Source organism: Undibacterium sp. 14-3-2, assembly GCF_016595265.1.
Lineage (GTDB): Bacteria > Pseudomonadota > Gammaproteobacteria > Burkholderiales > Burkholderiaceae_D > Undibacterium > Undibacterium aquatile.
In genome coordinates this window covers 119,830-144,060 of record NZ_JAENGS010000001.1, presented here as the reverse complement: position 1 = coordinate 144,060, position 24,231 = coordinate 119,830, and the positions used below count along the sequence as shown (strand labels likewise).

16 protein-coding genes are annotated in these 24,231 nt (G+C 50.7%); 3 read left to right on the top strand and 13 right to left on the bottom strand.

Annotated features, from left to right (window positions below):
- Nucleotides 1–365 precede the first annotated feature (365 nt).
- Nucleotides 366–2,489: a S46 family peptidase gene (locus Undi14_RS00630; RefSeq protein WP_370589883.1), complete on the top strand. Its 2,124-nt coding sequence runs from the start codon at nucleotides 366–368 to the stop codon at nucleotides 2,487–2,489.
- A gap of 118 nt (nucleotides 2,490–2,607) precedes the next feature.
- Here Undi14_RS00630 and Undi14_RS00625 read toward each other — a convergent pair whose 3' ends face one another.
- Complete coding sequence (locus Undi14_RS00625; protein WP_200177520.1) at nucleotides 2,608–5,430, bottom strand: EAL domain-containing protein; 2,823 nt, start codon at nucleotides 5,428–5,430, stop codon at nucleotides 2,608–2,610.
- A gap of 498 nt (nucleotides 5,431–5,928) precedes the next feature.
- Between Undi14_RS00625 and dbpA the strand changes: the two genes are divergently transcribed.
- Nucleotides 5,929–7,320: an ATP-dependent RNA helicase DbpA gene (dbpA, locus tag Undi14_RS00620; protein WP_200177519.1), complete on the top strand. Its 1,392-nt coding sequence runs from the start codon at nucleotides 5,929–5,931 to the stop codon at nucleotides 7,318–7,320.
- 300 nt (nucleotides 7,321–7,620) lie between these two features.
- Here dbpA and Undi14_RS00615 read toward each other — a convergent pair whose 3' ends face one another.
- The 5 genes from Undi14_RS00615 to Undi14_RS00595 are packed head-to-tail and all read right to left on the bottom strand — an operon-like array spanning nucleotide 7,621 to nucleotide 10,045.
- Nucleotides 7,621–8,118: a GNAT family N-acetyltransferase gene (locus Undi14_RS00615; protein WP_370589853.1), complete on the bottom strand. Its 498-nt coding sequence runs from the start codon at nucleotides 8,116–8,118 to the stop codon at nucleotides 7,621–7,623.
- Nucleotides 8,119–8,121: 3 nt separating this feature from the next.
- Complete coding sequence (locus Undi14_RS00610) at nucleotides 8,122–8,415, bottom strand: hypothetical protein (protein ID WP_200177518.1); 294 nt, start codon at nucleotides 8,413–8,415, stop codon at nucleotides 8,122–8,124.
- A 50-nt stretch (nucleotides 8,416–8,465) separates the two neighbouring features.
- Complete coding sequence (locus tag Undi14_RS00605) at nucleotides 8,466–8,981, bottom strand: phage tail protein (protein WP_200177517.1); 516 nt, start codon at nucleotides 8,979–8,981, stop codon at nucleotides 8,466–8,468.
- Nucleotides 8,982–8,991: 10 nt separating this feature from the next.
- Nucleotides 8,992–9,525, bottom strand: a complete 534-nt coding sequence (locus tag Undi14_RS00600; RefSeq protein ID WP_200177516.1) for a phage tail protein — start codon at nucleotides 9,523–9,525, stop codon at nucleotides 8,992–8,994.
- A 10-nt stretch (nucleotides 9,526–9,535) separates the two neighbouring features.
- Nucleotides 9,536–10,045 (bottom strand): tail fiber protein, encoded by a 510-nt coding sequence (locus Undi14_RS00595; protein ID WP_200177515.1) that lies wholly within the window; start codon nucleotides 10,043–10,045, stop codon nucleotides 9,536–9,538.
- A gap of 346 nt (nucleotides 10,046–10,391) precedes the next feature.
- Between Undi14_RS00595 and Undi14_RS00590 the strand changes: the two genes are divergently transcribed.
- Entirely contained in the window at nucleotides 10,392–15,833 is a 5,442-nt protein-coding gene (locus tag Undi14_RS00590; protein ID WP_200177514.1) for a fibronectin type III domain-containing protein, read from the top strand.
- A 154-nt stretch (nucleotides 15,834–15,987) separates the two neighbouring features.
- Here the strand turns inward: Undi14_RS00590 and Undi14_RS00585 are convergent, their stop codons facing one another.
- The 7 genes from Undi14_RS00585 to atpG form a co-directional block, all read right to left on the bottom strand.
- Nucleotides 15,988–18,024 (bottom strand): primosomal protein N', encoded by a 2,037-nt coding sequence (locus tag Undi14_RS00585; protein WP_200177513.1) that lies wholly within the window; start codon nucleotides 18,022–18,024, stop codon nucleotides 15,988–15,990.
- A 495-nt stretch (nucleotides 18,025–18,519) separates the two neighbouring features.
- Nucleotides 18,520–19,611 (bottom strand): uroporphyrinogen decarboxylase, encoded by a 1,092-nt coding sequence (gene hemE / locus Undi14_RS00580; RefSeq protein ID WP_200177512.1) that lies wholly within the window; start codon nucleotides 19,609–19,611, stop codon nucleotides 18,520–18,522.
- A 438-nt stretch (nucleotides 19,612–20,049) separates the two neighbouring features.
- Complete coding sequence (locus Undi14_RS00575) at nucleotides 20,050–20,874, bottom strand: PPK2 family polyphosphate kinase (protein WP_200177511.1); 825 nt, start codon at nucleotides 20,872–20,874, stop codon at nucleotides 20,050–20,052.
- A gap of 3 nt (nucleotides 20,875–20,877) precedes the next feature.
- A complete protein-coding gene (locus tag Undi14_RS00570) occupies nucleotides 20,878–21,333 on the bottom strand; it encodes a CoA-binding protein (protein ID WP_234030349.1) in 456 nt (151 codons plus the stop codon).
- Between the two features lie 84 nt (nucleotides 21,334–21,417).
- Nucleotides 21,418–21,840 carry a F0F1 ATP synthase subunit epsilon gene (locus tag Undi14_RS00565; RefSeq protein WP_186884084.1) on the bottom strand — a complete coding sequence of 141 codons (423 nt, stop codon included), beginning with the start codon at nucleotides 21,838–21,840 and terminating at the stop codon, nucleotides 21,418–21,420.
- Nucleotides 21,841–21,916: 76 nt separating this feature from the next.
- Entirely contained in the window at nucleotides 21,917–23,323 is a 1,407-nt protein-coding gene (gene atpD / locus Undi14_RS00560; protein WP_200177509.1) for a F0F1 ATP synthase subunit beta, read from the bottom strand.
- Between the two features lie 29 nt (nucleotides 23,324–23,352).
- The gene (gene atpG, locus Undi14_RS00555) at nucleotides 23,353–24,222 is read right to left on the bottom strand and encodes a F0F1 ATP synthase subunit gamma (protein WP_200177508.1); all 870 of its coding nucleotides are present in this window, start codon (nucleotides 24,220–24,222) and stop codon (nucleotides 23,353–23,355) included.
- Nucleotides 24,223–24,231 lie beyond the last annotated feature (9 nt).

Sequence of the window (24,231 nt, the reverse complement as noted above, 5' to 3'; positions counted from 1 at the left end):
TATCGCCGCAATCATCTGCCTGACCAACGCTACACCGCATAAATGTAAATAATTTTTCCTATTTTTCTTTACGCTCGTAAAGATATCTGTCAAATTTCATTCTTTGCCGGAACTTTTCCTGCGGCGGCGGGTCTGGTTCTGGAGTCGCAATTCGATAATAATGAGCGGAGTACGGCGCTGTTCTGATGTGATGTGTGTTGCTGCGTGTGTGCATCTGGGTGTTTTCCGGACACTGTTTTCGCATCGCACCTGACACTTTTTTGGCGCTGGTTACCCGCCCCCACCTGCAATGCGCTGGCTGCACACTGTGCCAGCGCTTTTGACCATAGACGGAGAGTAAGTTGAAACAATCGTATGCATGGAGTCTGGCGCTGGCCGGGCTGAGTCTGGCCAGCAGCCCGCTGAGCTATGCCGATGAAGGCCAATGGCAGCCGCATCAGTTGCCGCAATTAAAAGCGGAGCTGAAACGCATAGGCATCACGATTCCGGCAGAAAAGCTGGCGGATTTGTCTAAGCACCCGATGAGTGCGATGGTGTCACTGGGCGGTTGCTCGGCCTCGTTTGTGTCAGACAGCGGGCTGGTGGTGACGAATCATCACTGTGCTTACGGCGCGGTGCAACGTAATTCGACAGCCGAAAAAAATTACATCAGCAATGGCTTTCTGGCGAAAACCCGCGCTGAAGAATTACCTGCCGGGCCGGATTCGCGTATGTATATCACCGATAAAGTGGAAAACGTGACCGAGCAGGTGTTGAGCGGTATCACGCCAGCGATGTCGGGCAAGCAGCGCCATGAGCATGTGCAGAACCGCATCAAAGCGCTGATCGCGGATTGTGAGCAGGATAAGGCGTATCGTTGCTCGGTACCGAGTTTTCATCGCGGGCTGGAATATTACCGGATACGTCAGATGATGATACGCGATGTGCGTCTGGTGTACGCGCCATCGGACAAGATCGGTAATTATGGCGGCGATGTCGATAACTTTGAATGGCCGCGTCATACCGGCGATTTTTCTTTCCTGCGCGCGTATGTCGGTAAAGATGGCCGCCCGGCGGATCCTTCGGCGAATAACGTGCCCTATCACTCTAAAGATTTTCTGGTGGTGTCGGCACAGGGTCTGAAAAATGGCGACCCGATTTTGCTGGCGGGTTATCCAGGCACGACCAGCCGTTATAAATTGCCAGAAGAAATCCGCTTTGCGCGGGACGCCAGCTATCCGGCGCGTGTGGCGGAATATAAATCCGATCTGTCGGTGATCGCGGCGGCAACGCAAGGTAATGCGAATGCCGAAGTGCGTTATGCGAGCGTGGCGAAAAGCATCAACAATCGTTTGAAAAAAACCGAGGGTTTGCTTGCTGGGTTTGCGCGTAAAGATATCGCCGCAATTAAAGACGCGCAGGATGCGGAATTCCGCAGTTGGTTCAGTCAGCACAATGCTGACCAGGGTTTGCTCAAGGAGCTCGATGCGGTGATCGCCAGCGACATGGCATTGAATGAAGAAGAATTTGCCTGGAGCGTGGCGACCAATAGCGATTTGCTGAAAAATGCGCGCACTTTGTATCGCCTTGCGCTGGAAAGCAGCAAGCCGGATGCCGAACGTAAAGCGGGTTATCAGCAACGTGATATTTCGTTTATCTCAGCACGACTCGCACGTCTGGAACAATCGTATGTGAGCAATGTGGATCAGGCGCGTTATACGGCGGCGCTGCAACGGTATAACAAACTCGATAGCAAATTCCGCCCGCAAGGTTTAGATATTTTGCTGCCTACACCGGAATCGGTCGCGGCGCTGTACCGTCAGTCTGAACTCGGCAATACAGCGACGCGTCTGGCGTGGCTGAAAAAAGATGTGGCGGCATTCCAGCAATCAGACGACGCGTTTATCCGCCTGGCAGTAAAGCTGCATGATATCGGCCTGTCACTCGAAGAACGCCGCAAAGAAGTTGATGGCAATCTGGAACGCGTGATTCCGCAATATATGCAGGCAGTGATTGCATGGAAAAAATCGCAGGGCAAACCTGTGTATCCGGATGCAAACTCCACGCTGCGCGTGACTTACGGCACCGTTGCACCATACAGCCCACGTGATGGCATCAGCAAAGGCCCATTCACAACGGTAGAAGGTATCGTTGAAAAACATACCGGTAAAGCACCATTCGATGCGCCGGAAAGCTTGCTGGCCGCTGTCAAAGAAAAACGTTACGGCGTTTTTAAAGACACTGCGTTGGGCACAGTGCCGGTGAATTTCTTATCCAGTGCGGATACCACTGGCGGTAATTCTGGCTCGGCAGTGATGAATAAAAACAGCGAATTGGTTGGGCTGAATTTTGATTCGACTTACGAATCGATCACCAAAGACTGGTACTTCGACAGCGCCATCACGCGCGCGATTCATGTCGATATCCGCTACATGTTGTGGGTGATGAAAGAAGTCGATCATGCAGATAATCTGCTGAAAGAAATGACGATACGTTACCCGGCAAAATAAACACCGCAAACAACAAAAAAAACGGCGCACATCTGAAATGATGAGCGCCGTTTTTTTTATGTCATCTGCATCAGGTTCTATGCAAATGGATTCATTCGATTTAGTGGAATGCGTAGCGTCAGGCTTGTTGCAACCACTGCTCAGGCTGCACATAATTTTCTGCCCACTTTTCTACGCGGGACGCAGGCATGGGTCGGGAAACGCCGTAGCCTTGCGCAAAATTGCAGCCGAGGCGCATCAGCGCAACGCCGTGTTCTATGGTTTCCACGCCTTCGGCAATCACTTCGCGCTTAAACGCGTTTGCCAGACCGACGATCGCGCTGATCAGCGCCAGATCATCTGAGTCTTCCAGCATATCGCGCACAAAACTCTGATCGATTTTGAGTATATTGGCTGGCAGACGTTTCAGATACGATAAAGAGGAATAGCCAGTGCCGAAATCATCGAGGGCAAAACGCACACCAAGCTGCTGACAGGCGCTCATCACTTCGCGCACTTGCTGCACGTCTTGCAAGGCCGCTGATTCGAGAATTTCTATTTCCAGATATTCGGGCGGTACATCGGGGAACTGGGCAAGATAACTACGCAGATTTTCTAAAAAATCGGCATGTTGAAAATGGCGCGCGGCGATATTCACACTGACGACCCAGGTATAACCATTGGCGATCCACGTACTCATCTGCTGCAAGGTCTGATGTATCACCCAGTTGCCAATGTCGATGATGATGTTGGTGTTTTCCACCAGCGGCAAAAATTCCATAGGACCGACGATGCCGCGCTGTGGATGATTCCAGCGTATCAGCGCTTCCATGCCAGTGATACGGCCATGCCGCATATCGACTTTGGGTTGGAAGTACAGCTCAAACTCGTCCTTCAGCAGCGCTTCGCGAATCCGTGCACGCTGATTGTGGCGGGTGCGCACTTCTTCATCTTTTTGCAGGTCAAACAAATGATACTGATTACGTCCGCTGAGTTTGGCCTGATACATCGCCTGATCGGCATAACGTAACAACACGTCGGGACTGAGCTCATCATTCGGATACATCGCAACGCCTATGCTGGCGCGCATGGTCATCTTTTTATGCTCGAATTCATAGGGTTGTGCCAGTTGGCCCAACAGTAAAGCGATGTTTAACTCTACTTCATTCAGATCGCTCTGATTCTGCAACAGCACCACAAATTCATCGCCACCAAGACGGGCCACCGGATTATTTTTACCAACGCAACTTTCTAATCGGCGCGCCACTTGCTGTAATAACTTGTCGGCCACTTCGTTTCCGTGTTTGTCGTTAACTTCCTGAAAATGATCGAGATCGAGCAAACATACCGCCAGCAGTTTGTGATGTTCACGCGCATATTCTATGGCTTGTGAAAAATGGACCGATAACGACTGGCGATTCGCTAATCCTGTCAGTAAATCATGCCCGGCCTGCCATGCGATTTGCCGCATCAGATAATGCGTTTCACTGAGATCACGGAACACCAGTACGCTGCCGGTGACGGTGCCATCGCGCTGCCGTATTGGCGCAGCACTGAGATCCACTTCCAGTTGCCTGCCAGCGCGGGACAACAGCGCCAGATTGTGTTCCTGAAACGTTGCACCAGTGCTGACAACATTCGTCAGATAGGTGTGCAATGCGGTTTGTTGTCTGCGGTCGCCCAGGGTGAAGACAGTGGCCAGTTCTTGCGACAAGGCTTCCTCAAGCCGCCAGCCGGTCAGCTTTTGTGCGGAGCGGTTCAGGGTCAGGATGCGGCCATCGATGTCGGCGCTGATGACGGCATCATCAATCGAATCCAGTGTCGTTTCCACACGTTCTTTTTGTTCTTCCAACGCAGCCTGAATTTTTTTGCGCTCGCTGATATCAACCAGCGCGCCAATGATGCCTGAGGCTTTGCCATCAACACTGGTATACGTCGCCTGATAATACAGCGCAGAAATATGTTCGCCATTAACCTGGCGGGGTATATCAGGAATGGTTTTGTGAGAACAGATGGCTAAGCCGGCGGAAGAAATATGACGCGTATCGAGTGTCGTTAAGAAAGGCAGTAACTTGTGCATGGGCTGACCAACCGCGTCTTTCTGATGTATGCCAAACATCTTGCACCAGGCTGGGTTCACCCCCCGACAGATGCCCTGACTATCCTGAAAAAATGTCGATACCGGCAGCGCATTGAGCAGTTGTAATGTGAAGTGCATTTGCTCGCTTTGTTCGCGCTGACTTTTCTGCAGCGTCAACAAAATGCTTTCGATTTCTTCGGCCATGTCATTGAAAGTGGTGGCCAGCAAACGCTCTTCATGACTGCCGCGAACTTCCATTCTGACGCCATGATCACCGGTCTTGAATCGGTTCGTTGCCAGCGCCAGCCGCTTCCAGCTGCGCTCATTGACGCGCAATATCAGCCCCAGCAAAAAATAGATAAAAAAGATCGCCATGGCAGAAATCTGCAACTGCACCACTACTTTCTGCCAGATGCGGTTGACGGCACTGTTTGTACTGATTTCTACGGTGACTCTGGCAGCATTTTTGTCTGCGGTCGTGATGGTCTTACTCAGCGTCGCCGGCATCTGCAAGATGGCCTGAAACCATTGCGGTGCGAGCAAGGGCACGGTGAACGTGCCTGTCATGTCAACGTTGCTTTGAGGGTAGTTCCAGGTCAGACGGGTCAGATCGGGATCATTTGCCAATTGCCGTCGTAAGGTGTTGGTGATCTCTGTCTGATCCTGAGTTTTGCTCAATTTCAGCAGAGTGGGGCCCAGCAGGTGCTCCATATTTTCGGCATGCGTGAGAATCTGCTGTTTTGCCCCGGCAACTTCCGCATGAATCAACAGGTCGTAACGCAGCCCGCTGACCACGAATATCAACAATGTAATAGGGACAAATAATCGCGTGTAAGCTCCGAGAGCTAACCACGCTTGGATAAGAGATTCAAAAGGGCGCACAGATTCTCATAGCGAAGAGGAGAAGTTCAGGAGATGAATTCCTTGTGGCTGTGATCAATTCATCATGAAAAATGAAACAAATTTTAACCTATCGCAACATTTTTCAGTATTATTTTGTTGCTTTATGGAAATTTTGTGGAAATCACGTAGTGCTGAAACCGGCTCCAATCTGGGTCTGCAACGCAGCATTGGTATAGACAAAAAAATACGGCAATAATTGAGTATAACGCCGTCTTCTGTATTCGCGTCATCGGATCAGAAAATTGTAAGCATGCGACAAACAGGCGGTCGCCCGGCTTATCGCCTACAATAGCGACATTCCTTCACGCGCCTGCGGTGTATGGGCCGGCAGATAGCTTGGCATACGGGTGATACAGCCGGTAGATGGTGATTACGCGTCAACCCGATCAGGCCGTGAACCTGCACCCACGCTGGCATCGCGCCTGTTTTTTGTCATCGCTTCGCCCCTGTTTTTACCTGTTCCAAGAAAAAATTCCCATGTCTGACGCTACTGCTTTCAATTCACTTCCTTTATCTGCCGCCATGCTCGCCAATCTGGAGAGCCTCGGTTACACCACCATGACGGCAATTCAGGCGGAGAGTCTGCCCGTGGTTTTGCAGCAGCGTGACCTGATCGCGCAGGCAAAAACCGGCAGCGGCAAAACCGCCGCTTTCGGGCTGGGCATACTGGCAAAACTGAATCCGACATATTTCGCAGTACAAGGCTTGGTGATATGCCCGACGCGTGAACTGGCGGATCAGGTTGCGAATGAATTACGCCGTCTGGCGCGCGCGATTGAGAATGTGAAAATCCTGACCTTGTGCGGCGGCACCGCGATGCGCCCGCAGATTGCTTCGCTCGAACACGGCGCGCATATCGTCGTCGGCACGCCGGGGCGCCTGATCGACCACATCAGCCGTGGCACCATCAATCTCAATACCGTGCAGACACTGGTGCTGGATGAAGCAGATCGCATGGTGGACATGGGCTTTTACGATGATATTTACACCATCGTTGCAGCCTGCTCACCGCGCCGCCAGACCTTGTTATTCTCAGCGACCTACCCGGACAATATCCGCAAAGCCAGCGAACAATTGCTGCGCGATCCGGTGGAAATCAAGGTCGAATCGCAACATGCGGCCAACCATATCGAACAATTGTTTTATCTGGTGACACCGGAAGAACGCAACGAAGCCGTGGCGCGTTTGCTGCATCACTACCAGCCGGTATCAACGATCGCGTTTTGCAATACCAAAATTCATTGTCGTGAACTGACCGAAGAACTACAGGCACAGGGCATCAGCGCGCTGGCCTTACACGGTGATCTGGAACAACGCGAACGCGATGAAGTGTTGATCCGTTTTGCGAATCAAAGCTGTTCCGTGCTGGTGGCAACCGACGTTGCCGCACGCGGGCTCGATATCCAGACGCTGGGCGCGGTAATTAATGTCGATGTCTCGAAAGATACGGAAGTGCATATCCATCGCATCGGTCGTACCGGTCGCGCTGGTGAAAAAGGTCTGGCGCTCAGTCTGGCGACGCCGAATGAAAAAAAATGGGTGAAACTGATCGCGGAATATCAGGGCGAAGCTATTACCTGGGCCGACATCAATGAACTCGAAGCAGCGCCGGAACAAACACTGGCTGCGCCGATGATGACGGTCTGCATCATGGGCGGCAAAAAAGACAAACTACGTCCAGGTGATTTACTCGGTGCACTGACGGCGGATATCGGCCTGAAAAAAGAACAGGTCGGCAAAATCAATGTGTCCGAGTTTGTGACCTACGTTGCACTCGACCGCCACATCGCCGCCAAAACGGTCGACAAACTCAGCTTCACGAATATTAAAGGTCGCCAGTTCAAAATGCGCCTGATCGACAGCGTGTGATGCGGCGTGGTGTAATTCCTTAACCTGAGCTTGCCACTGAGCGACTCCATCAGATCGTCATGAGACCACGATACCAACGAGATTGAACCCTGAAATTTGCTGTAATTTGCTGTTTTAGGGGGAGTATCAGGCGTTTTGGCCTTTATGTCGGCATAAACAAAGGGCTTGTAAATATACTCCGGGGAGTATATTTACGGCTAAAAATGCCTGAAAAACACCTGTAGCGATGATTTCCGTACAGTGCAAGCAGCAGAACGCGTTGCGAATTCAGGCCGCAGGCACCGCACCGTTCAGCACCGCTCAATCCGTTTCGGCGGGACGCCGCATCAGCAGATACACGCCTTTATCTTCGACTTCCACAAAGCCCAGCCGCTGATACAGGCGTAACGCGGGATTAAATTTTTCGACATGAATCTGCACCGCTTTGTGCGCTGCCCGCGCCTGGGCAAAAACTGCTTGCAACAGATCGGTGCCGATGCCCTGGCCGCGCGTGTCCGCCATCAGCGAGATATCGACTATCGATATCGCCTCAGGCTGGTGTTGCAGATACAGACGGCCAATGTCTTGCTGCCCGCGCTGAACAATAAAATACTCAGTATCGGAATAAGCCGCATAGGCACGGTGTTGCGCCTGAAACTGCATCGCCAGAAAAGCGGCTTTCTGTTCTTCAGGCCAGCCCGTCGGGCGCAACTCTTCCTCGCGCACAGATGCATACAAGCGTTGCAAAAACGCCAGATCGGCGTCGCTGACCCCGTGCAAGGCTAGTTGCGGATGCCGGAAAATCATCGCCGACGGCACTGATTATTTCTCCACACTGAACGTCGCGGAATAAGAAACGCCACGTTCTGTTTTCGAAAACGGCACCAGAAAAATTTCCTGCGTCGCTAAGCTGGCATGTTGTAAAGCGTAGATTCCCTGTGGCAAAGCCGTGCTGGCATTGCTGGAAAAATTCAGAGAAAAAAAGTGATACGGGGAAGATGCTGTCGTGCTGTCTTTGACATCATCCAGTGTCAGAGTCAGGCTCAGACCATCGCCAAACGGAATAGAAAACTGAGAACCAACGTGCGGTAAAAAATGTGCGGCGGTAAAAGTCATATCGTGAAATGTTCAGACAAAAAAATGCCAGAGCAAGCTCTGGCAAGAATTTAAGGACGCTGCGGAAACACGCCGTACAATGAAATGCAGAAATTCAGCACGCTGAAAGGCTGGCGATTTTCATGCGCAACCCCCTGACCAATCACACTGATGCCCTGTGGTGAAAGGGTTGTCAGCGTTGGCGCAGGTGTATCGGTCGTGGCGGCATACAGATTGCCGCTTGTCAGCTTAGAAGGTAAATGTCCGCCAGGGCCTGCCGACACAAGCTGATTTGCGTTGACATGCAAATCATGCGTATGCGCCGTCATTTCGCTCAGCGTCAAACTCACCGCATTGTCGCCTTGCTGCTCACCTACCTGATTATTTTCCGCGCCAATCACTGCTTGCCCCATTAAATTTGGCAAGCCAAAAGTCGAGGTGCCATTACCACCATAATTGACACCAAGAATCGCAAACAAGGTTGTATTTTGCTGGATAGGTACCAGCGCGCCGTCACAGAATGCCCATTGATAAGGGGCAAAGTTGAAACCAAACGCACGGATTTCTCCGATAAATGGATCTGCCATTCTGCTCTCCTTAATTCTGTGTAGGGTAAATGCCGACCGTTGCGATGATGTAATTCAGTGCCGTTGTGGGCATCAGATTGCTATGCGGGACACTACCACCAACAACAGGAATCGATTGTGGACTGAGATTGCGTTCCAGCGTGGGATTTGGCACGCCAGAGTCATACAAAGAACCGCTGGTCAGCGTTGCCAGCACCGTCGTCGGTCCGGGAATACCAGTAGTGGCATTATCCGCGCTGCCTTGTATCGTGTGGCTATGCGCAGGGAGTTGTGCTTGCGTCAGTGGCACACTTGCCGCCCCAAATGTCTGCCCCATGGTGCGTGGCGACAGAGCCGGACCGGTACCCTGCCCGACGGGCAGGCGATTGCGCAGATCGGGCAAAGCAAATGTGCGGACGCCGTCGCCGCCGTAGGTGGTGCCCAATAATGTAAATAAAACCTCGTTCTCTGAAATCTGAATCTGACTACCATCACACGCTAGCCAGCCCTGTGGCGCGTAGGTGCCTGCAAACAAACGAATTTCGCCAACAAAAGGATCAGCCATTTTGTTCTCCTTAATTTCTGGATGGGAAAATGCCAGTAGTGGCAATGATGTAATTGATGACGAGTGACGGCTGCGTGTTTTCATGCGCAGCGCCGGCACCTATTGTCGAGGTCATGCCAGCTTCCATTGCGACCAGATTAGTGGGAGCACCGTAGATGTTGGTCGCCGTTGCCGCCAATACATTCTGCGCCGTACTACCGACACGCGGGACAGTTGCAGACGAACTGGCTACCACGACATTATGATTGTGCGGCGGTAAATTCGCGGCCTGCAGGGCAACCGTTTCCTGACCACCGGTTTGACCTTGTATAAAGGTATTGCCATCTCTGTGGACGGCAACGCGCCCGCGTAAATCCGGTAGTCCAAAAGTATTTTTTCCATCGCCACCGTATTGCACACCGAGCAATGCAAACAAGGCATTGTTCTGTTGCACGCTCATTAAGGCACCATTACAGAGTGCCCAGCCTTTCGGCGCAAATGGAAAAGCGCAAATCTTAATCTCACCTAAAAACGGGTCCACAGTTTTCTCCTTAAAGAGGGTGCTGACGCTGAATAGTGTTTACAAATTTTTACGTTTTGCATTTTGAATGATTCAATGATAAAGACTTTTCGTCAATCATCTATTCAGACTAAAGAGGCAAAAAGAACACACTTACAGGCAATTCCGTTTTAATTTGCTTTTTTTTTGTGCAATGTGGCTAAAATGTCACCGTGGCTGATAATTACTTATGAATTCGCTTTTTTTGTCAAGAAAAAGTTTATTTAGTGCAACTATCAGCAATCCGATTCTCTGCTTCAGAATATTTCAATCCCAATCGGCATCACCCATTACCAGTCAATCAACACGGAACATCCCCGAGGAAAAAATGACGATATATCCCAGCCATGATCCCGCCAGCCAGGCAGAAAGAATGCGCTATCCCGCATGGTGCAGCCTGCTTTTATTCACCTTACATAAACAGATGCTGCGCAGCTTCATCCAACTGATGCTGCTGATTTTTTCCTTGCTGGCCTATGGGCAAGCATCTGCTGCTTGTAATCTCAGTTTTTCAACGACTGTTGGTGGGCAGGTCACGCAAAGTGGCAGTGAATATAAATATACGTTTTCAGCGACAGATTATGCAAACTGTGATCCGGGCGGAAAAACGGATGGCACTGGTGCCAGTCTGGGTATTTACGTCGATGCAATTGGCAACCAGAATAGCGCCGGTAACAAAACTTTCCCCTCGTCGAGTGCACATGGAACCAGCAACGTTTTCATCATGTCGATCGGCGGCCCCACAGGACCGACAAATATTGATGCGTTCTATTACACGCCGCCAAACGGCTACTCTGGACCAGATTCATTTGTTTTCTACGATTTCAACGGTTCTCCTTATACGGTCAACGTCACAGTGACTGCGCCCGTACCCGGATCACCAACAGGTGTTACCGCTACGCCAGGAAGTGGGCAAGCCTCGGTTGCCTTTACGGCTCCAGCCTCCGATGGTGGTAGCGCCATTCTTGACTATACCGTTACATCAAGTCCCGGCGGCTTTACTGCTACCGGCGCGGGCAGTCCGCTGACAGTGACGGGACTGACAAACGGAACGTCATATACTTTCACGGTCACGGCAAGAAATGCCAATGGCTCCAGCGCTGCGTCCACCGCTTCCTCTGCGGTCACGCCTAAGGCAACGCAAACCATTACCTTTAACCCTCCCGGCGCAAAGACTTTTGGTACAACACCGACCTTGACGGCTACGGCTTCTTCTGGTCTGACGCCGACATTCACATCAACGACAACCGGCGTCTGTACGATCACTTCCGGTGGTGCGTTGACGTTTGTTACGGCGGGCTCTTGTACGATTAATGCCGATCAGGCAGGCAATGCGACATACTCGGCAGCAGCAACGGTTCCGCAAACTTTTACTGTTAACGCCATTGCTCCGGGAGCACCAACGGCAGCGGTCGGCACCGCCGGGGACACTCAGGTCTCCGTCGCCTTCACCGCACCAGCTTCCAATGGCGGTAGTGCTATTCTTGACTATACGGTCACTGCCAGCCCCGGCGGAGCCACGGCTACCGGTGCAGCCAGTCCGCTGAACGTCACTGGTCTGACAAACGGAACTGCTTATACTTTTACTGTCACCGCCAGAAACTCGGCTGGCTCCGGTTCGGCATCCACGGCGTCCTCTGCAGTCACGCCTAAGGCACCGCAAACCATTACCTTTAACCCTCCCGGGGCACAGACTTTTGGCACGACACCGACCTTGACAGCTACGGCGTCTTCTGGTCTGACACCGACATTCACATCAACGACAACCGGCGTCTGTACGATCACTTCCGGTGGTACGTTGACGTTTGTTACAGCAGGCTCTTGTACGATTAATGCCGATCAGGCGGGTAATGCTGCCTTTTCAGCAGCAACAACAGTTCCGCAAACTTTTACTGTCAACGCTATCGTGCCGGGAGCACCAACGGCAGCGGTCGGTACACCAGGGGACACTCAGGTCTCCGTCGCCTTCACCGCACCAGCTTCCAATGGCGGCAGTGCTATTCTTGACTATACGGTCACTGCCAGCCCCGGCGGAGCCACGGCTACCGGTGCAGCCAGTCCGCTGAACGTCACTGGTCTGACAAACGGAACTGCTTATACTTTTACTGTCACCGCCAGAAACTCGGCTGGCTCCGGTTCGGCATCCACGGCGTCTTCTGCAGTCACGCCTAAGGCAGCACAAACCATTACCTTTAACCCTCCCGGTGCACAGACTTTTGGCACGACACCGACCTTGACGGCAAGCGCCAGTTCCACCTTAGCGGTGACTTTCACCTCCACAACAACCGGGGTCTGTACAGTCACTTCCGGTGGTGCGTTGACGTTTGTTACGGCAGGCTCTTGTACGATTAACGCCGATCAGGCTGGTAACGGCACATACCTGGCAGCGACTACCGTCGGCAGAACATTTGCGGTTAATGCGACTGTTCCAGGTGCCCCAACCGGTGCCGTTGGTACAGCCGGAGGTGGACAAGTATCCGTGGCCTTTACAGCGCCAGCTTACAACGGCGGCAGCGCCATCACAGGCTACACTGTGACTGCGAGCCCCGGTGGTGCGAATGTCAGCGGCGCGACCAGCCCATTGGTCGTCACTGGCCTGACAAACGGAACGCCATACACGTTCACAGTGACGGCAACCAATCTGGCAGGTACTGGCGCGGCGTCTACCGCATCCACGGCAGTGACGCCTAAGGCAGCGCAAACCATTACCTTTAACCCTCCCGGCGGTCAGGCTTTTGGTACAACACCAACCTTGTCCGCTACGGCTTCTTCCGGTCTGATACCAACATTCACCTCCTCAACAACTGGTGTCTGTACTATTACTTCCGGTGGTGCGTTGACGTTCGTCACGACTGGCACTTGTATAATTAATGCGGATCAGGCCGGAGATGGCACTTATGGGGTAGCAACGACGATCAGCAGAACATTTGCCGTAAATCCTGTTGTACCTGGTGCGCCTACCGGTGCCGTAGGCACTGCTGGAGCCGCCCAAGTGTCTGTCGCCTTTACTGCACCGGTATTTAATGGTGGTAGCGCGATCACAGGTTACACGGTGACTGCGAGCCCCGGTGGTGCGTCTGTCAGCGGTGCGACCAGCCCATTGGTCGTCACTGGCCTGACAAACGGAACGCCATACACTTTCACAGTCACGGCAACCAATCTGGCAGGTACTGGCGCGGCATCGACGGCGTCTACCGCAGTCACGCCAAAAGCACCTCAGACCATCACGTTTGCTAACCCGGGAACACAGACTCTCGGTACCGCATTGACGCTGACAGCAAGCGCTTCTTCCGGCTTAACGGTGACATTCACTTCATCAACACCCGGTGTTTGCTCAGTAACCCCGGGAGGTGTCGTGTCCTCTATCTCTGCGGGTGTCTGTACCATCAATGTTAATCAAGCTGGTAACACGAACTTCGCAGCAGCGGCAACGGCGACTCAATCGTTCACCATCAGTCCTTTGCCAGTTGGCGTGCTGACGTTTGCCAAACCGGGCTCTGCACTGGTCACGATGGGTTCGAGCTTCACAAACGTTGCAACCTCAACTTTGAGCGGCGGCGGCTTTGGTGCCATCAGTTACAGCAGTTCAAATAATGCAGTGGCAACGGTGAATGCGGCCGGTGTCGTGACACCGGTCAGCCCCGGCTCAAGCACCATTACGGCAACGCAAGCTGCTGTGCCTGGTGTGAATGACCAGGCGACACAAACCTATACACTGACAGTTGCACCTCTGCCGGTTGGTATCCTGAGTTTCACCACACCAAATGCAGCAACGGTCGTGATGGGAGGTACGCTGACTAATCCTGCAACATCAACCCTGACGGGTGGTAGTTATGGAGCGATCAGCTACAGCAGTTCAAACACTGCCGTGGCTACCGTGAGTGCAAATGGCGCAATCACTACTGTCAGCGCCGGTACGAGTACGATCACGGCAACGCAAGCAGCAGTCGCCGGGGTGAATGCTCAGGCAACGCAGACTTACGTGCTGACGGTTGGTAAAAATGCGCAAGCGACACTCAGAGTCGTCAGCGATAAATCAAGCATCTTTAAGGTTACAGGTACAGCAACACTGACCACAACTGGCGGCTCTGGTACCGGCGCCATCAGTACTGCAGTCACAACAGGTAGTTGCTATGTCGCTGGCAATGTGGTTACTGCAGGCAGTGTTGCAGAAACCTGCGTCATCACAGCCACTAAGGCCGCAGATACTAACTACAGTGCAACAACGGCAACGGTCAGTATTCAAGTCTTGAGTATGGCGACATCCAGTGTCACTCTGGCAAGCTCCTCACTGAACCCGATGGTAGGGCAAAGTGTTAATCTGACCGCGACGGTTAACCCAAGTGCGGCAACAGGAACCGCCAGTTTTATGGATGGGTCGACGCTTATTGCGAAAGTCAATATCAGCGGAGGTAGTGCGAACGTATCGACTAGCACCCTTTCCGTCGGCAGCCACAATCTGACTGTGTTGTATTCTGGTGATGCCAATCTGGCCAGCTCCACCAGTGGTGCCATTGTTGTGAACGTCAATGCCCGACCAGATCCGGTAAGCAATCCGCTGGTGAAACAAAATATCGTTTCGCAAGCAACGACAACACAACGCTTTACGGTGGCACAGATGACCAACATCTATAACCATGTACAGATTCTGCATAATGACTTTAGTATCCGTAACCGTTTCGGGGCTGGTCTGAATGTGCCGTATCTGGATACATTGCGTCTGGTTGGTGGAAAAATTCTGGATAATTTCAGCGGTACTCAAGAGAAAGATGTTCTTGCCGGAGAATTCGGAACAGTGAAAACTGCGGAAAATCAACGCCGCGCAAGAGCGCCATTTGCTCAGGACGGTACAAGCCATCAGAAAGAAAAACGCATAGCGAAAGACGAGGAAGCAGATCAGGAACCGGTCATCAGCGATGATGTACCACGTATTGCCGGTATGCCGGCAGGTTTCTGGACTGCGGGTAATATCGACGTCGGCTCTCTGGATGCACAGGATGGCTCTCGTACTAAATTCTCCAGTGCAGGTCTGACGCTGGGTATGGACGTAATGGTCAATTCTAAGTTGATTGCCGGTGGCTCGTTAGGCTACGCTAAAGACAACGCTACTTTTGATAATCTTGGTAGTGAAAGTAAAGCAAAACAATGGTCTGGCTCGCTGTATGCAACTTACAAACCAGAAAAACATTGGTTTGTTGATGGCGTACTTGGTGCCGGTCATGTGACCTACGACAATCGCCGTTGGGACAGTAACAATAATGTCATGTTGTCTGGTGACCGCAAAGGTAAGATCATTTACGGTTCACTGAGCCTGACACGCGAATTGATTCTGCAACAGTTCCGTGTGCATCCGTTTGGTCGCGTCGACGTAATCAACGTCAAACTGGATAGCTACTCAGAACAGGGCAGTCCGATGGCATTAACCTTTAAAGATAGCAGCTTTACCAATTCGACCGTCACCGGTGGTGTGGATATCTTTAAAGACTATTTCTTTGCCAGCGGTCAGGTAACACCTTCAGTGAAGCTGCAACTGTCACACCGTACCAGCGGAGATATCAATCAATCCGTGTATTACTCTGACACGGGTGTGAATGGTCCAACGTATAACGCGATCGTGACAGGTATTCCGGAAGATGTTCAGTCTTTAGGTTTAGGGCTGAATTTCAAAAACCGTCGTGGTTTCCAGGCAAACTTCGCGTGGCTGGGATCGATGGGCGCTAATGCGTATCGTGCCAATAGCTTCCGACTGGATTTACGCTTTGGCTTCTGATGTATTGAGTTAAGCGTATTTCAAATAAAAGCCCCCGTTAGCAATAACGGGGGCTTTTTCTTTATGACGGCTGAACATGAACGCCTGCTCAGCAGCTATCTGATAAAAAACTGGCGATAGATTCTCACCGCATCATCATCGTGGAAAGTGCGCCTCAGATATCCACAGGATCAATTTCTACCGACCACTTCACCCGGCTTTTCATTGCCCGCAAAATCACTATCCATTCTTTGACAAACGCCTGCAATGCCGGACGAGAAACAGACTCAACCAATAATTGCGCACGGTCAACATTCGCAACTCTGGTCATGGTCATGGGAATCGGATCGTTGATCGTGATACCGATATGTTGAGTGCAGCTTGCAGCCTGCTGCAAAAATTCTATCGCCGTCGCTAACTCGCGCGCCTCCGCACGCAACAAAGCCTGATACATAAACGGCGGCAGTTGTGCCTGCTGGCGTTCCTGCAATAAATCGGTCGCGAAACTCTGATAGTTATGTGCCATCAACGCGTGATACAAAGGATGATCAGGGTAACACGTCTGGACCAGCACTTCAGAGATGCTGCCACCCTCCTTTTGTGCGGTTCTGCCGGCACGCCCCGATACCTGCATCAGTTGTGCAAACAAGCGCTCGCTGGCGCGATAATCCTGAGAAAACAAAGCGGCATCCGGATTCAAAGCCGCTACCAGAGTCAGACGCTTGAAGTCGTGTCCCTTGGCAACCATCTGCGTGCCAATCAGAATATCGACCTCGCCATCGTGCACGCGCTCAAAGGCGGCGGCTGCACTACCTTTCAGACGAGTTGAATCAGCATCGATGCGAAATACCCTCGCCTCCGGGAAAATACTTGCCAGCGTTTCTTCCAGCCTTTGCGTGCCGCGACCCAGCGGTTGTAAATCAATATTGCCGCACGTCGGGCAAGAACGGGGGATACGTTGCTCCAGCCCACAGTGATGGCAACGCAGACGATGGTCGCCTTTGTGCAACACCAGATTGGCAGTACAACGAGTGCAATTGCTGATCCAGCCGCAGGCATCACAGGCTAGTACAGGTGCGTAGCCGCGCCGATTCAGAAATAGTAGTGACTGCTCACCTTTCTCTAAACGCTGACGTATCGCGGCGATTAATCGCGGGGTTAAACCTTCACTGGGCTTTTCACGCTCCAGATTGATGATTTTAACCACGGGCAACACGGCATCTTTGACCGCGCGCTCGTGCAACTCTAACAAGCGATAGCGCCCGCTTTGCGCGCCATGCCAGCTCTCCAGGGATGGTGTCGCCGATCCAAGCACAACAGGAATCCGTAATTGATGTGCGCGCCAAATCGCCAGATCGCGCGCGGAATAACGCAAACCTTCCTGTTGCTTATAAGAAGGGTCGTGCTCTTCATCAACGATGATCAGTCTTAAGTCCGGCATCGACGCCAGCATCGCCAAACGCGTCCCTAGGACAATGCGAGCCTGCCCCTGATGCGCAGCCAGCCAGTGCAACAAGCGTTCGCCCTCAGCCATACCACTATGTAAGGTTGATAAGTGTAAGCCGGGAAAACGGTCGCGTATGCGCGCCTCAAATTGTGGTGTCAGATTAATTTCCGGTACCAGAATCAATATCTGCCCAGTTGCCGACTCAGCGAGAATTCTGGCTGCAGACTGCAAGTACACTTCTGTTTTTCCGCTCCCTGTGACGCCAAACAAGAGACAAGGTGCGAATTCCCGGGTCTGAGTTATTGTGTTGACGGCGGCTTGCTGCTCAGCATTGAGCGCAGGTTCGGCTTGCGGAGTAGCGTCGTGCGGGAACGACAATTTACCTAATTTCTTCAGCGCCCTGTCCAAAGAAACGGTTTTGGCTACTTTTAAATTTTTAGGCAAGGCGGGTAATGCGACTTCTCCCAGAGGGCGCTGATAATAGTCAGCCGCAAACTTGATCAAAGCCAGCCATTCAGTGTTCAAAGCTGGAAGCGAATGGCGCACAGCAATCACATCGCGCAACTTATCTGCAGGCACCGTTGTTGTTTCTACTATATCAACAATAATGCCTGTGATTTCCTGGCGACCAAACGGTACCAGCACCAATTGCCCTATGCATGGCTGATTGGATGCATTCGCCTCTTCTGTCGCGGAAACCCAGCGGTAATCAAAGAAAGTGTCAAGCGGTGTATCTAACGCGACACGCAGGAAAATGGCGTTCACGTGTCTAGTTTTTGTCGTAAAAAATAACGTTAAGCATTGATTTTATGAGTAGTTTGCCAGTTATCCACAATTTCTGTGAATAACTTTGTGGGTAAAGGTCTATTGACATCGCTTTTTGCTAAGGTTTACGCGGGTTTCAACAAAATGCTTATTCTGAAGGCAAATTAATTTATCATTTAAAATCAATGAGTTAGGAAAATCATTTGCTTACTTAAAAATATTTTTTAAAGTTTTTTTCAATTGCCCTGAATTTGTGCATAAGTAAGATAAATCAAGCTTGTTTTTACACAATAACTCTCGTTACACAGCTTGGTTTTCCATCGTTTTTGGGCTTGAAAAGGGCTTGTATACAACGTTTTGCAAAGCAACATGCTGAGCTGATCAGCAAAAGCAGACGTCGTCAATTGATTGACGTTTTAAATGCCTGCTTTTCTATTCATTTTGTTATGCGTACTCAAAGTGCAAAGTCAAAATTTGAGCGTCAAGATACGGCATTTATGCTACTTTTTGGCGCTGGCTACGACTGTATTCGTGCACAGTCTCGACCAGGACGCTCACTGAATCCGGTGAAGTAAATTGTGAAATTCCATGGCCAAGATTGAATACATGCCCATAACCCGCTGCAGGAGTACCGTAACTATCCAGTGTTTGTATAACCCGCTGACGAATTTGCTCTGGTTCTGCAAATAAGATCGCGGGGTCAAGATTGCCCTGCAGCGCTACCTTATCACCGACCCGGGCACGCGCTAGTCCAAGATTGACGGTCCAATCCAGACCCACTGCATCGGCACCGATTGCTGCAATTTTTTCCAGCCACAAACCACCACCCTTGGTAAAGACAATCGCTGGGATACGTTTTCCGTCTTTTTCTTTTTGTAATTTATTGACGATGTCCTGCATGTAGCTCAGTGAGAACTCCTGATAAGCTGCATCCGCCAACGCGCCACCCCAGCTGTCGAAAATCATCACCGCCTGCGCCCCGGCATCGATTTGCGCATTTAAATAGCTGGCAACAGCATCCGCGTTCACCCGCAAAATGTGGTGCATCAGATCGGGGCGTTTATACAGCATGGTTTTTACTGTGTGGAACTCACGTGAACCCTGCCCTTCCACCATGTAGCAAGCCAGTGTCCACGGGCTGCCCGAGAAGCCGATCAGCGGTACTCTGCCATCGAGCGCAGTACGGATCTGCGTCACGGCATCAAATACGTATTGCAGGCTACCTTCTTCAGGGACTTTTAATGCCAGAACATCTTTTTCTTCTTTTAAAGGCCGTTCAAATTTCGGTCCCTCGCCCTCTTCAAAGTAAAGACCCAGCCCCATCGCGTCCGGTACGGTCAGAATATCGGAAAACAGGATAGCCGCATCCAACGCAAAGCGGTCTATCGGCTGCAAAGTGACTTCTGTCGCGAACTGTGGATTCTTTGCCAGACTCATAAACGAACCTGCGCCTTTGCGCGTAGCGCGGTATTCCGGCAAATAGCGGCCCGCCTGGCGCATCAGCCACAATGGCGTATATTCAGTCTCCTCGCGCAACAGAGCTTTGATGAAGGTATCGTTTTTGAGTGGAGCAAAATTGTGGGACATGTTGACTTTCAGAACACTGTTTTAATTTTGTGAAGATGCGGAAAACATTGCAAATCTCGGAATAGCTGACATTATCGCCTAAGCTGCATCGAACGGCATCTGATCTTGCGCAATTGACTCAACAGGGCCGTAATGCCATGAATATAAATTGTGGATAACTTTGTGGATAGCTTTATCTATTTTTGTATTTAGCTTTGATTGTTAAATACAGTTAACAAAATATGCCTTCAACTCATTGATTTCATTGAATTTATTTTTCATCGCTTGCTATAAAGAAAAATTTCTTCGAAAACATGTTTGTAATAGCTTGTGCATAAGTCCGCTTGTCAATGAGATTTTAAAATAATTACTTCCCAGTACACCGCATGCATTCCACCTCGTTGCTACGTTTATTTTCTCCAGGTTCAGATCAAATACGAGTTGTTACCCTGGCTTGGTTTATTCGACCTTAATTTTTGCGTAATCCGGATTAGCTGGTGGAAATTTGAGTTTCATACTTTCCAATTTTTCCAGAACAATACTGGCGATAGCCAGATTACGCTGCGTCTTGGAATCAGAAGGAATGACATACCAGGGTGCAGTTCCACTATCGGTGGCACAGATTGCGGTCTCGTAAGCACGTTGATAGGCATCCCAATACTTGCGTTCAGCCAGATCCTGCATATCAAACTTCCAGTGCTTGTCAGGATCAGCTAAACGCTCTTCCAATCTGCGCTTTTGTTCCGCTTTAGATATATGCAAAAAAAACTTCAGAATGATCGTCCCCGTCTCTGCAAGCATACGTTCGAAGTCCCGGATATGCGCATAGCGTCTGACGCATTCTTCGTCATCAATCCAGTCGTGCACCTTGCTGATCAACACATCTTCGTAATGACTGCGGTTAAAAATGACAATTTCACCTTTCGCCGGAACCTCCTGGTGAATGCGCCACAAATAGTCGTGGTCCTTTTCGGCCTGGCTCGGTGCCTTAAAAGCCACCGTTCTCGCACCCAGCGGATTAATCTGTCCAAATACGCCTTTGACTGTGCCATCTTTGCCTGAGGTATCCATTCCTTGCAAAATGATCAGTAATTTCGGCGCTTTTGAAGCGACAAAAACATTTTGCAAATCTGCAATCTTTTCAGCAAGATTAAAGGTCTGGAGTTTATCGATAGATTTCGCATCAGGTTGCGCGGTCACCGCCGCACCCAGCACCTTACGATTAGCGTCGGTCTCTTTCAAAACAAAATCTGATTTCACCCGGAATTGATCTGCAACCGCCATAAATTACCTGTTTGATGTGTCAGAGAAAAGGTTGGGACGAATTTGGTGTTCAATTTTCAAACACCGGTCCATCACCACAAATACGCCCGCCGATTGCAATGCTGCCGCTGCGGCGACGTTGACTATACCTGATTGCATCCAAAGGCATGGCGCAGATATTGCGATCACTTGTTCGGCGATCGGCGGAATATCATCGGCATTTCTGAAACAATCAACGATATCGATAGCATGTTCACTACTCGCCTCAATCAGACCCGGATAGCAACATTCACCAAGGACCAATTCCCCCGCATAACCCGGGTTAACGGGAATAATCCGGTAACCATGCGCTTGCATATAAGCAGCGACCATATAGCTGGCACGATGTTGTTTTGGAGACAGACCAACAACAGCAATATTTTTGCTTGATTTAAGTAATGCCGAAATTGCGTCGGGGTCGTTAATCATGACTGAATTCATCCGTGTTTCTGTAAAACAAAAAGGCAGCCAGAGCTGCCTTTTTGTTGTATTGCCTTCGTCGCGATAGTTAATAACGCAAACGAATTAACGCTTTTGACGCAATTTCTGTATCGCTGCCAACTGAGCGATCGCTGATGCCAACTCTGCCTGTGCTTGCGCATAGTCAATTTTGGAATCACGATTAACCAATGCTTCTTCTGCCAGTTTTTTGGCTTCTACGGCTTTGGCTTCGTCCAGATCATGACCGCGAATCGCAGTATCTGCCAGAACAGTCACTGTATCTGGTTGCACTTCAAGCAGGCCGCCTGCAACGAATACAAATTCGTCTTCAGTCTTGCCCGGAACCTTGATGCGCACTGCGCCCGGTTTGATACGGGTAATCAGTGGCGTATGTTTTGGGTAAATACCCAATTCACCAGCCTCACCCGGCAACGCGACGAATTCAGCCTCACCGGAAAAGATCAACTCTTCCGCAGAAACAACGTCAACGTGAATAGTGTGTGCCATGTTCGACCCTTTTTATTCGCTAAAAGCTGGGGTGCGACTCAGTTGATTCAACTCTGCCGCACCACTATGCTGACAATTAAGCAGCAGCCAGTTTTTTCGCTTTTTCGATTGCTTCGTCGATAGTACCTACCATGTAGAACGCTTGTTCTGGCAAGTGATCGAGTTCACCGGAAGCGATCATTTTGAAGCCCTTGATCGTATCTTTCAGTGAAACATATTTACCTGGAGCACCGGTAAATACTTCAGCAACGTGGAAAGGCTGAGACAGGAAACGTTGCATTTTACGTGCACGGGCAACGATCAATTTGTCTTCAGGTGCCAATTCATCCATACCCAGAATCGCGATAATGTCGCGCAATTCTTTGTAGCGTTGCAAAGTACCTTGAACAGCGCGCGCTGTTTCGTAGTGTTCTGCACCAACCACTTGTGGGTCCAGCTGACGGGATGTTGAATCCAGTGGATCAACCGCAGGGTAAATACCCAGAGAAGCGATGTCACGGGACAAAACAACGGTGGAATCCAAGTGAGCAAACGTTGTTGCTGGGGATGGATCGGTCAAGTCATCGGCTGGAACATAAACAGCTTGGATCGATGTGATCGAACCAGTTTTTGTGGATGTAATACGCTCTTGCAGACGACCCATTTCTTCAGCCAGTGTAGGTTGGTAACCCACAGCAGAAGGCATACGACCCAGCAACGCGGATACTTCTGTACCGGCCAGTGTGTAACGGTAGATGTTATCCACGAAGAACAGAACGTCTTTGCCTTCGTCACGGAAACCTTCAGCGATCGTCAGACCTGTCAGAGCAACGCGCAGACGGTTACCTGGTGGTTCATTCATCTGACCGTACACCATCGCTACTTTGGAATTTTCTGGATTTTCCAGATCAACCACTTTAGCGTCAGCCATTTCGTGATAGAAGTCATTACCTTCACGAGTACGTTCACCAACACCGGCAAACACGGACAAGCCGCTGTGTGCTTTAGCGATGTTGTTGATCAGTTCCATCATGTTAACGGTTTTACCTACACCCGCACCACCGAACAGACCGACCTTACCACCTTTAGCGAATGGGCAAACCAGATCAATAACTTTGATACCGGTTTCCAGCAATTCTTGCGATGGAGACAGTTCGTCGTAAGCAGGTGCTTTACGGTGAATGGATGCTGTCTGCGCGTGGCTGACAGGACCGCATTCATCGATAGGATTGCCCAATACGTCCATGATACGACCCAGCGTTGCTTTGCCAGTTGGTACCATGATAGGGTTGCCAGTGTTGGAGATAATCATGCCGCGACGCAGACCATCGGAAGTACCCAGAGCAATCGTACGGACAATGCCGTCACCCAATTGCTGCTGAACTTCGAGAGTCAGTTCGGAGCCTTCCATTTTCAAGGCATCGTAAATCTTAGGCATCGCGTCGCGTGGAAACTCAACGTCCACAACAGCGCCGATACACTGAACGATTTTGCCATTAGCCATGTTCGTTCCTTCAATAATTAGTATTCAGTTTAGACCGCTGCCGCGCCGGCGACGATCTCGGAGAGCTCTTTGGTAATGGCAGCTTGACGGGTTTTGTTGTAAACCAGTTTCAACTCACCAATCACGTTACCAGCGTTATCACTTGCTGATTTCATCGCCACCATACGGGCCGACTGTTCAGATGCCATGTTTTCTGCGACTGCCTGGAAAATCAGCGCTTCGACATAACGTATCAGCAATTCATCAATGACCGTCGCCGCATCTGGTTCATACAGATAATCCCAGGAATGGGCATTTTTATCTGTCGCCAGTTTGTCCGATGTCAGCGGCAATAATTGCTCAATGACCGGCTCTTGCTTCATCGTGTTGATGAACTTGGTATAACTCAGATAAACCGCGTCCAGTTTTCCTTCCTGATACGCGTCCAGCAAAACTTTGACCGGACCGATCAGTTTGTCGAGATGAGGGGTATCTCCCAGCTGTACCGCATGCGATACCACCGGTGCCCCAATACGATTCAGGAAACCAAGACCTTTATTACCAATTGCGACCGCTTCTATCTTTGAACCCTTAGCTTCTAGTTCACGCAGCTTGTTGGTGACCAAACGCAATACGTTCGTATTCAGGCCACCGCACAAACCCTTATCTGTCGTCACAACGATCAGCCCAACCTTCTTGGACTGATCTTGCTGAATCATGAAAGGATGCGTGTACTCAGGATTCGCTTGTGACAAGTTCGCTGTGATATTACGAATTTTTTCACTGTACGGGCGAGCCGCCCGCATCCGATCCTGCGCTTTGCGCATTTTGGATGCGGCGACCATTTCCATCGCCTTAGTGATCTTTTTCGTGTTTTCTACACTTTTGATCTTGCCACGTATCTCTTTGCCTGAGGCCATGTTTAGCTC

Bases quoted from the DNA above. Each gene is read 5' to 3' on its own strand.
- dbpA (WP_200177519.1), top strand. From the start codon at position 5,929: ATGTCTGACGCTACTGCTTTCAATTCACTTCCTTTATCTGCCGCCATG.
- Undi14_RS00610 (WP_200177518.1), bottom strand. From the start codon at position 8,415: ATGACTTTTACCGCCGCACATTTTTTACCGCACGTTGGTTCTCAGTTT.
- Undi14_RS00605 (WP_200177517.1), bottom strand. From the start codon at position 8,981: ATGGCAGATCCATTTATCGGAGAAATCCGTGCGTTTGGTTTCAACTTT.
- Undi14_RS00600 (WP_200177516.1), bottom strand. From the start codon at position 9,525: ATGGCTGATCCTTTTGTTGGCGAAATTCGTTTGTTTGCAGGCACCTAC.
- Undi14_RS00590 (WP_200177514.1), top strand. From the start codon at position 10,392: ATGACGATATATCCCAGCCATGATCCCGCCAGCCAGGCAGAAAGAATG.
- hemE (WP_200177512.1), bottom strand. From the start codon at position 19,611: ATGTCCCACAATTTTGCTCCACTCAAAAACGATACCTTCATCAAAGCT.
- Undi14_RS00575 (WP_200177511.1), bottom strand. From the start codon at position 20,874: ATGGCGGTTGCAGATCAATTCCGGGTGAAATCAGATTTTGTTTTGAAA.
- Undi14_RS00570 (WP_234030349.1), bottom strand. From the start codon at position 21,333: ATGAATTCAGTCATGATTAACGACCCCGACGCAATTTCGGCATTACTT.
- Undi14_RS00565 (WP_186884084.1), bottom strand. From the start codon at position 21,840: ATGGCACACACTATTCACGTTGACGTTGTTTCTGCGGAAGAGTTGATC.
- atpD (WP_200177509.1), bottom strand. From the start codon at position 23,323: ATGGCTAATGGCAAAATCGTTCAGTGTATCGGCGCTGTTGTGGACGTT.
- atpG (WP_200177508.1), bottom strand. From the start codon at position 24,222: ATGGCCTCAGGCAAAGAGATACGTGGCAAGATCAAAAGTGTAGAAAAC.